At 49.3% G+C, this 8,384-nt stretch carries 11 protein-coding genes and 1 rRNA gene; 1 reads left to right on the forward strand and 11 read right to left on the reverse strand.

All coding sequences use genetic code 11. From position 1 onward, the window contains the following. The first annotated feature begins 55 nt into the window (after nt 1-55). A complete protein-coding gene (locus BN2762_RS25590; RefSeq protein ID WP_055109804.1) occupies nt 56-310 on the forward strand; it encodes a GlsB/YeaQ/YmgE family stress response membrane protein in 255 nt (84 codons plus the stop codon). A 159-nt stretch (nt 311-469) separates the two neighbouring features. On the opposite strand, the gene BN2762_RS25595 is transcribed toward BN2762_RS25590, so the two are convergent. The 11 genes from BN2762_RS25595 to rrf all read right to left on the reverse strand — a co-directional run bounded on the left by BN2762_RS25595 (nt 470) and on the right by rrf (nt 8,254). Further along, nucleotides 470-2,059 (reverse strand): response regulator, encoded by a 1,590-nt coding sequence (locus tag BN2762_RS25595; protein ID WP_055109806.1) that lies wholly within the window; start codon nt 2,057-2,059, stop codon nt 470-472. Next, nucleotides 2,016-3,437, reverse strand: a complete 1,422-nt coding sequence (locus BN2762_RS25600) for an ABC transporter substrate-binding protein (RefSeq protein WP_055109809.1) — start codon at nt 3,435-3,437, stop codon at nt 2,016-2,018. Before BN2762_RS25600 ends, BN2762_RS25595 begins: the two co-directional genes overlap by 44 nt. A 30-nt stretch (nt 3,438-3,467) precedes the next feature. Further along, a complete protein-coding gene (locus tag BN2762_RS25605) occupies nt 3,468-5,189 on the reverse strand; it encodes a cache domain-containing sensor histidine kinase (RefSeq protein WP_055109811.1) in 1,722 nt (573 codons plus the stop codon). A gap of 160 nt (nt 5,190-5,349) precedes the next feature. Then, nucleotides 5,350-5,592: a response regulator transcription factor gene (locus tag BN2762_RS25610; RefSeq protein ID WP_083485181.1), complete on the reverse strand. Its 243-nt coding sequence runs from the start codon at nt 5,590-5,592 to the stop codon at nt 5,350-5,352. Nucleotides 5,593-5,615: 23 nt separating this feature from the next. Beyond that, nucleotides 5,616-5,873, reverse strand: coding sequence for an ATP-binding protein (locus BN2762_RS25615; protein ID WP_055109814.1), 258 nt, complete (start codon nt 5,871-5,873; stop codon nt 5,616-5,618). Continuing rightward, nucleotides 5,854-6,054 (reverse strand): hypothetical protein, encoded by a 201-nt coding sequence (locus BN2762_RS25620; protein WP_055109816.1) that lies wholly within the window; start codon nt 6,052-6,054, stop codon nt 5,854-5,856. The genes BN2762_RS25615 and BN2762_RS25620 overlap by 20 nt, the downstream gene beginning before the upstream one ends. A gap of 3 nt (nt 6,055-6,057) precedes the next feature. Next, nucleotides 6,058-6,462, reverse strand: a complete 405-nt coding sequence (locus BN2762_RS25625; RefSeq protein WP_074048696.1) for a polyprenyl synthetase family protein — start codon at nt 6,460-6,462, stop codon at nt 6,058-6,060. A 157-nt stretch (nt 6,463-6,619) separates the two neighbouring features. Continuing rightward, complete coding sequence (locus BN2762_RS25630; protein ID WP_055109820.1) at nt 6,620-6,844, reverse strand: hypothetical protein; 225 nt, start codon at nt 6,842-6,844, stop codon at nt 6,620-6,622. Nucleotides 6,845-7,036: 192 nt separating this feature from the next. Then, on the reverse strand, nt 7,037-7,225 hold the full coding sequence (locus tag BN2762_RS25635; protein WP_055109822.1) for a DUF4177 domain-containing protein: 189 nt from the start codon (nt 7,223-7,225) through the stop codon (nt 7,037-7,039). Between the two features lie 2 nt (nt 7,226-7,227). Beyond that, a complete protein-coding gene (locus tag BN2762_RS25640) occupies nt 7,228-7,953 on the reverse strand; it encodes a nitroreductase family protein (RefSeq protein ID WP_055109824.1) in 726 nt (241 codons plus the stop codon). Between the two features lie 184 nt (nt 7,954-8,137). Further along, nucleotides 8,138-8,254: ribosomal RNA gene (rrf, locus tag BN2762_RS25645) — 5S ribosomal RNA — on the reverse strand. Nucleotides 8,255-8,384: the final 130 nt, after the last annotated feature.

An 8,384-nucleotide genomic window follows, 5' to 3' on the forward strand; every position in this document is an offset into this window, starting at 1 on the left:
CTTGAGGTGGTTAATAGTAGACAGACAAGCTAATCCAAAGATAGAGGTGATAAGAATGAGTTTCTTATGGTCATTAATTATCGGTGGTGTGATTGGCTGGCTCGCAGGTTTAATCATGGGCAGGGATATTCCCGGCGGAGTCATCGGAAATATTATTGCCGGATTCATCGGGGCATGGCTCGGCAGCCTTATTCTTGGCAACTGGGGACCGGTCATCGGCGATTTCTATTTCGTCCCTGCGTTGATCGGTGCAATTCTCCTTGTATTTATCGTCAGTCTCATTATGGGTACCATGCAGCGGAACCGCTAATGGAACTAGGCCCATCATCCTAACAAACTCAATTTACTCATTAGCTCATTATTTTCAGCTCATTGGCAATAACTCATTGGCAATAACTCAAGGACGTCCGGAATTTCCGGCCGTCCTTGTCTACATCATTCGGCATGCAATAATTTATCCTCTCTCTTCTTAACCGGCCTCCTCCCGATATTCAGAGGGCGTTTTCCCCGTTATTTTCTTAAACACCTGGCTGAAATACCGGGGATCCTGATAACCAACCAGCGGAGCCACCTGATACACCTTAACGTTCGTGTTCTGCAGAATAAACTTGGCTTTATCGATACGGCACTTCGTCAAATATTCCAGGAAGGTATACCCGGTTACCTGCTTGAACAGCATGCAGAAATGGCTTATGCTCAGCTCAGCTACCTCACAGACCTCCTCGATGCTAAGATCCTTGTGATAATTATGAGTAATGAACGATGTTGCCTTGGCTATGACCGCCTGAACATCTCCCCGCGAATAATTCTCCTTGCCCTGCAGTATCCACTCGCCGAAGCAGCTCTTCAAGACCGCAATCATCTCGCTAAGCGTCGGCAAGGCATGAATCTCCTGCAGCAATTCTTCCAAAGACCAATCCAGCGTCAAATTAATGGCTTCAAATTGCCGGTACAGCACGATAGTCAGCTCTACGATCATTCGCTCGGCTTGATCCTTCGCAAGCGCCTGAGCCTCAAATTCGCTCTTCATCTCGTCAAAAAGCTCCAGCATCCGCTGACGGTCTAATTTACGCACGCATTCCAGCAGCGATTCTTCGATTTGCTTCGGATATCTCACTTCGGAGGCAATGGCGATCTCTTCATCGTCCGAGTAGACGTATACCCCTTCCTCCCCCGAATAGAACCGCTGATACAGCGCCTTGACCGCCTTCTGGTACGCCTCGTTCAACTGATCGATGCCGACCATGCCCGGGCTGAAGCCCGCTGAGCAGGACAGCTTCGTATTCGCTTTGATTTGGCGGATCAAATCATTTCCGAGACCCGCCTTGCGCTCGCTCAGCCTGTCAGGGAACAAGAGCACCCACTCTCCGCTGTGAAAAGGAAACGCCGCAAGCCCTCCTTGATTCAGCGACCATTCGCTGACGATGTTGCGGATCGCGAACAGCCAGAGGCGCTTCTCTTCAATCGTCCATTGCTCATTCAGCTTCAAGTAATGGTCGAGTTGAACAACGGCCATGAAATATCCCTGCTCCAGCTCACTGTTCTCCAGCCAGCGCATATGCTGCAGCGGGCTCTGATTTCCTTCAATGAGCTCGGCAAACAGCCTCTCCCGGGCAAGCAAAGACAAGATCTGCACCGAATGAAGCAGCTTGTCATTCTCTTGCTGCTTGTTGAGATGCTTCTTGGCCCGCATAATCATTTCGATCAATTCGTCATGATCGATCGGCTTCAGCAAGTAGTCAAAGGCTCCCTCGCGCAGCGCCTCCCGGGCATACTCAAATTCGCCATAGCCGCTAATGAAAATAAACAGTCTCTGGGGATTCTCGGCCAGCACTTCCTTCATCAGGGCGATTCCGTCTTTACCCGGCATGCGGATGTCGCTAATAATCATATGCGGCGCCGTTTCGCGCACCAGTTGAAGGGCCTGCTCCCCGTTCCTGGCTTCCCCGGCGATTTCCAAATGAAGCTCCTCCCAGGGAATTGCCGCCTTCAGACTGCGCAATATAATAGGCTCATCATCGACCAGAATCACCCTGTATTTCTCTTCCGTCGAACCCATTCATGGCACCTCCCGAATTCCTAAAGGGTAAAGAACTTCTCCGCTGATTCCAGTAAAACGTTGAGCTGCGCTGCAAATCCTCCAGAGCCCCCCCTGCGTCCATCTGGCCGCCGATCATTTCCTTGACGCCCCTCAGGAAGGATCTTTTGACCTCCGGCGACAAAATATTGTCGTACGGCACAAAGCTCTGCGTGCTCTGCTCCATCAAGGTAATGACCTGAGCAAACACCGGTCCGGTCTTCTCAGGATCAAAGCTCAGCTTAATCGACGGCAGGCGCAGCCCTTCATAGACAATCCGGCTCTGCACCTCCTTCGTATAGAAGCCTTCCAGTAAATCAAGCGCCGCCTCCTTCTTGGCATCGTCCAAATTGGACGACAGCCCGATGCCGATCGTATATCCGCCGGCTACAGACTTAGTAGCTCCAAGCCTCATAGCGGGAAAAGGAATGACGCCGACCTCATCTTGAAAGCTGGCGGCCGAGCTGTCAGCCGCATCATTTCGGTGAAACAGATTGATGTCCCAGTTCCCGTTCAAATACATGGCGGCCTTGCCTGCCGTAAACAGGGCGATCGCCTCTTCCGTGGTACTGCTGTTAGCCGAGGAGGCAAAGGCTCCTGCCTCTACCCACTTAACAAGATGTTCATAGGCTTGCATATATTTCTCATTCCGGAAATCCAGTCCTTCCTCCCCCTGTGACAGCGACTGAATAAGCTCCGGTCCCGCGTACCGGTCCATAAGGTAATGGGCGAATATCGCCGCCGGCCAGCGATCCTCATTGCCCAGCGCAAACGGAATATAACCGTTATCCCTCAGCACCTCTATGACCTGATCCAATTCGGCCAATGTGCTTGGAGCCTCAAGATCAAGGGAATTGAATATCGTCTTGTTGTAATACAAAGGCTCCGCATTGCCTTCAATCGGCAGCCCGTATACCCGTCCGTCGAACGTCCACAGCTGCAGATCGCGAAATTGGCCCTGAAGTCCCCGTTCCTTCACGAACTGGCTTAGATCCATCAAGCGGTTGGCCCGGGCATAAGGCTCGATTTCCGCTCCCCCGAATAATACGAACATATCCGGAGGCGTCCCCGTCACCATCTCGCTCTTTAGCTGCTGCTCGCGATGCGTGGTCTGATCCATTCCCTCAAAATTTACTTTAACGTTCGGATGATTCCTCTGATAGTCCGCCACCACGTCCTCAAAAATGCTCAGCATCGGCCGGTCATGCTCCTTCGTCCAGAAGTGGCGGAAGGTAAGCGTGAGCTTATCGCTCTGATTCTCCTCGATCGGATCGCGATTTCCCGCCGTGATCAGCAGGACCGATACGCCAAGAACGGTAATATACAGCAGTATCCAGCCCCAATTCAGCAGCCATTTCATCTCTTGTCCCCCTTATCCACCATTGTTATTCTATGAAACAATCTTAGGTATCCGAATTCGAATCGTTGACCCGAATCCAGGGGATGAACAGATCATAATGCCGTAATGCCCGCCAAACCGGATACGCAGCCGTTCATGAACATTTTTGAGACCGACGCCGTTTTCCCGGTATTTTCTCAGATTGCCCCAATCCTTATTCCACATATTCTGCAGCGTTACCGGGTCGAAGCCAAGCCCGTTATCCATCACATAGATAAATATATCGCTGCCCTGCTCCTCCGCCCGGATCGTAATCATGCCGCTGCCCTCCATCGGCTCGATCGCGTGGTATAGTGCGTTCTCAACGATAGGCTGCACGATCAGCTTCTGCGTCTTATAGTATTTCAGCTCCTCCAAAATCTGCATATCGTAAGCAAACTTATCCTCGAAGCGGAATTTCTGGATATCCATGTAATGCCGGACATGCTCCATCTCCATCTGGAGCGGAATCAGCTCCTGATTCTCGCTGATGCTGATCCGCAGCAGCTTGCCGAGGGAGATGACCATCCTGCTGATGCTCTTGTTCCCCTGCAGCACAGCCATGGAATTGATCGATTCGAGAGAATTGTAGATGAAATGCGGATTGATCTGTGCGACAAGCGCCTGCAGCTCCGCCTCCTTCTTGCGATTCTGCTCGGTCTCGACCTGCTCGATCAGCTCATTGATCTGCGTGCTCATCCGGTTGAAGCCGTCCACCAGCAGATCCCGCTCATCATCCGCCGACAGCTTCGAAGTGATCGGCACGAAGATGCCCTGCTGCACCCGCTTCATGCCGTTCACGACGCTAATGATGCTGCTGACCAGCCTGCGCACGAAGAAACGGTCGAACAGGAACGCCGACACCAGAGACACCAGAACGAGAATAACAGCGATATTGCGGATCGACAAAGATTCCGAAGCGATCAATTTAAACGGTGTAATCGCCACCAGGACCCAGTCTTTATTATGGGAGGGAAGGTAGGTAATAAGGGATTTCTCCCCAAGATACTTATCTACATAATAGCCTTTGCTGTTGGAATACCCGTCCTGCAGGAAGGGAAATGAAGTCTGTTCCCCGATATGCTCACCAGACTTGTCAAACACTATATTCCCCTGGGTATTCACCAGCAGAATATCTCCCTGCTTCAGCGTAGCAGCTTCCCAGAACACCTGGTCCAGAATGTCCGGCTTGATATATATCACGAGGGCCCCAATATCCTCTAAAGAGTAGTAATCCTTAACCACGCGAGCCTGAATGAGTACCGGGTTCCCCGCAGGGACCGAACCGTTCTCCCCGGGTCCGATCCACACCGGCCTCCCTTCGGCCATTTTCATTTTCCTATACCAGCTCTGCTTATCCAGCTCTTGAAAGGCCATAGATTCATTAGAGCTGTAGAGCAGCTGGTCCTCGGTGTATAGTGCAAACGAAGTAATCATTGGATGATTGAATAATTTGCTTATCTCTTGCTTGCTCTCGTAGCCAACCCCCGCCTCCGGCACCTTCAGCGTCTGCTGGATGACATCCTGAGTAATCGCCGAATTCGAAATGGTTGTTATTTCATTCAGCGCGAATTTCAGTTTCCGATCGCTTTCCAGCAGGGAGATCCAGTAGAAGTGACTGGATTTCTTCTCCATAGCATTCGAGAAGCTGTAATACGACACGCCACCCATCAATATAACCGGGATGAACACGAGAAGTATAATGGCCAGCAAGATTTTTCGACGGAGCTTCATAAATGCAGGCTGCCTCCCCTACCATCTTCTACCTGTAATATTCTTCATCGTGTTCGATATTCCTTGCTAGCTCTACACAAGACCCCTTTCAGAAATGTAAGTGTTTACATTTTCAGTCTATCGAATGCGGAGCCTGTTTTTGAGGAGGTAATATTGCGATTTATAGTTGATATTTTTCTGATTGGTGCAAGAATTCATTAGAATGAATCAAACCTAGCCGCCTGGCTTTCACAATCGCCTCCGAGCGGGAGCGGACCTCCAATTTCTCAAAGATCCGTGTCAAATTATATTCTACTGTTCTCTGGCTCATTAATAGCTTCGAAGCGATGTCCTTATTGCTGCTGCCGCTGGCGACCTCCTGCAGAATCTCTTGCTCGCGTTCGTTGATTGATACCTCTTCCATCGATCTCTCTTCCTTGCTCTGGTTTACCCGAATCTCTGCTCCTCCAGCTTAAGGCCGATCCCGTCGTCTTTATAAGTCAGTTGAATTCCATTCTTCTCGGCCAGCGAAATCATTATTTTGGAGGCCTTCGCATGCTTGCTGGCATTCCACAGCAGCTCCTGGACGACCCTGAAGATCGTAATCATTTGCTCGTCGTTCAGCTCAGCGGAGAAATCATCCGCCTGAAAATCAACGATATAATTCGATCGAATTTCAGACTGCTCAAACAGGCTTCGCCTCAAGATCCTCTATTAAGCTCTCTATCAAATACAGATTCTCATATACGATGGCACTATAGTTCGCCAAAGTCATTAACCATTCACGTTCATCCGTATTATATTTGGTCCGATTCTCTTTGTCGTCCAGCCACAATACGTGAAGCACCTTGCCCTTGATCCCGGTTAATGCAGATGCCCCGTTCAACGATTAGTATCCTTCCGTGAACTGCTGCAAGGACCCTTGGAATGACTTTCTGATGGAATCATGGATGTCAGTAAGCGGTTCTTCAAGGCATAGCTGCTGAAGATTGTCCAAATTGATATCTACAAAGGCGACCTTCCCTACGGATTGAATAAGGTACAGCGTAGGCAGCGTCCTCTTGCGATTTAGAAAATCATTCTTGTGATCCCAATTCAACAAATCACGGATATCATTTTTGATTTGCGCGGCAATCCCGAGATGTTCCGCATACAGTCTAACCTCCTCGCTTCGCTCCCCTGTCGCTAATAGGGTACCGACCATGCATGCGGCCGCAATCAGAGCTGCGGACTTCTCGGATACCATCTCAATGTAGCTCTCTTCGGTATGAATATCATTCAATAAATCTCTCATTTGCCCATTAATGGCAAGCAGGATTCCCTAATTAACGATTCGGGCGGCCTGCAGCTTGCGCTCGAGCGGAAAGCTCGTGGATAGAAGGAGCTCACCCGTCAGAGTTAATATCCCGATCCCTTATTAAGCGCAATTTCCGGCTCCATCTGATTCCATGCTATGAGGCCGTTATCCTTGTCCTGTAAATCATCGATGATATCCAGCTAAGCATCATCATTTCCATAGCAGCGGCTGCCCGGTAAATATCCTTATTGTCCTCCCCCGCAAACATGCGGTAGTGCAGCAGCGTCATTTTCCCCAGAAGCATAGATTCCTTCAGTTTATCTTCAAGGCATAGTAGGGTCTGCTCATACAGCTGAGGCACATGAAAAAATTGCTTCAAACTATTCCTTTCCTTAGCTCTATCTCTATCTTGTCCATGAAATTATCCAAACGACAACCTCCCAGGCAAAGATATTTACCAATTAATTAATTATATCCATATTCATTATCTAACACCTTCTTTCTTCCACAACAAAAAAGTTTATTCCATAGAATTGGAATAAACTTTTTGATTCGTTGCTCTTTAATTGGACTAAATGGCCCGCTCGAAGATCAAGTCAAAATGATTGGCTGTGCCGAACCCCTGCGTGCTGGGTGCGAAGATTTGAAATAGCCTCCAGCCCTGCCGCGCATGATCATGAATGATCTCCTGGTAATTCTCCACCGGCTTATTCTCGATAAATCCCTTCAGCTCGACTCTCACAAATTTGTATTCGTACATTGCTATACCTCCTCTCGAATAATAAGACTGGATAATACAACTTCATAGTAACCATCGATGTCTAACAAGCTGTGAACCGCTTTATCAAAGAAAGTCATCACTGGCGAGAGGGTGCATTCCGAATCCTGCATGCAGTTCATGATCCGCTCGGTCATCCGTCCTCCTTCAAGCAGGCTGTGGCGATAGCCTCGCCCGAATAATTTCGTCGAACGCTTGATGTTGGCTGTAACAAACAACGCTGCATCCCCATCACGAAACCCCAGATTGGAGTCAAATGCTCTCTCCCACCAATCACATTCAACATATTCGTTCACAAGCTCAATAATTCCTTCTGCCGGGTTGCAATAATACAGCTCATATTGTTGGCTTAGCTGGTTCTTGGACAGGAAATATAAGTCTGTAGTGTCAAGCTGCCGGGCCGTTCCTAGCTCCCGCATTTTGTCAAAATCCCTAAAGGCCTGATGGGCTTGCAGCAACTGCTCCACCCTTGCAGCGATCTCTGCAACTAAAGGGTGCTTATCCCGGTCCAGGCCATCCATGGCAAACCGCTGCGTCGCAAAATAACGCTTGGCCGGCGTAACCGTCTGGTTCATCTGGGTAAATAAGCTTTTCAGCATCTTCATTCGCGAACGAGTCAGCACTTCATAATGCGGATAATGATTGGAATTATGATGGTAGGTCAATACCAGCCCTTCTTCATTGATCTCCTGATCCGACCGCCAATCCATGTTTAACCTTGCATCTGCAATCACGTCAGCAGTTAATGCTTAAACATGCCTGAGCGTGATGACTATGACCTTTTCAAATTCCGAAACAGATGCCGACAGTGAAACTGCCAGAACGCTTGAAAACTCCACGATACACAAAGAAGCACTGCCGATATTCAACATATCAACAGTGCTTCTTCAGTTTGCTTGGCGACGTCCTACTCTCCCAGGACCCTGCGGTCCAAGTACCATCGGCGCTGGAGGGCTTAACGGTCGTGTTCGAGATGGGTACGCGTGGAACCCCTCCGCCATTGCCACCAAACATATTCAGATGTTTGATCACCTGAAAACTGGATACGAAACTTCATTTGCGTGTTAGCCCCACTATTGGGGTATTTTTGGATAAGCCCTCGACCGATTAGTACCTGCCAGCTCCATACATTGCTGCACTT

The sequence above is a fragment of the Paenibacillus ihumii genome (assembly GCF_001403875.1).
In the GTDB taxonomy this organism is placed as follows: Bacteria; Bacillota; Bacilli; order Paenibacillales; family Paenibacillaceae; genus Fontibacillus; species Fontibacillus ihumii.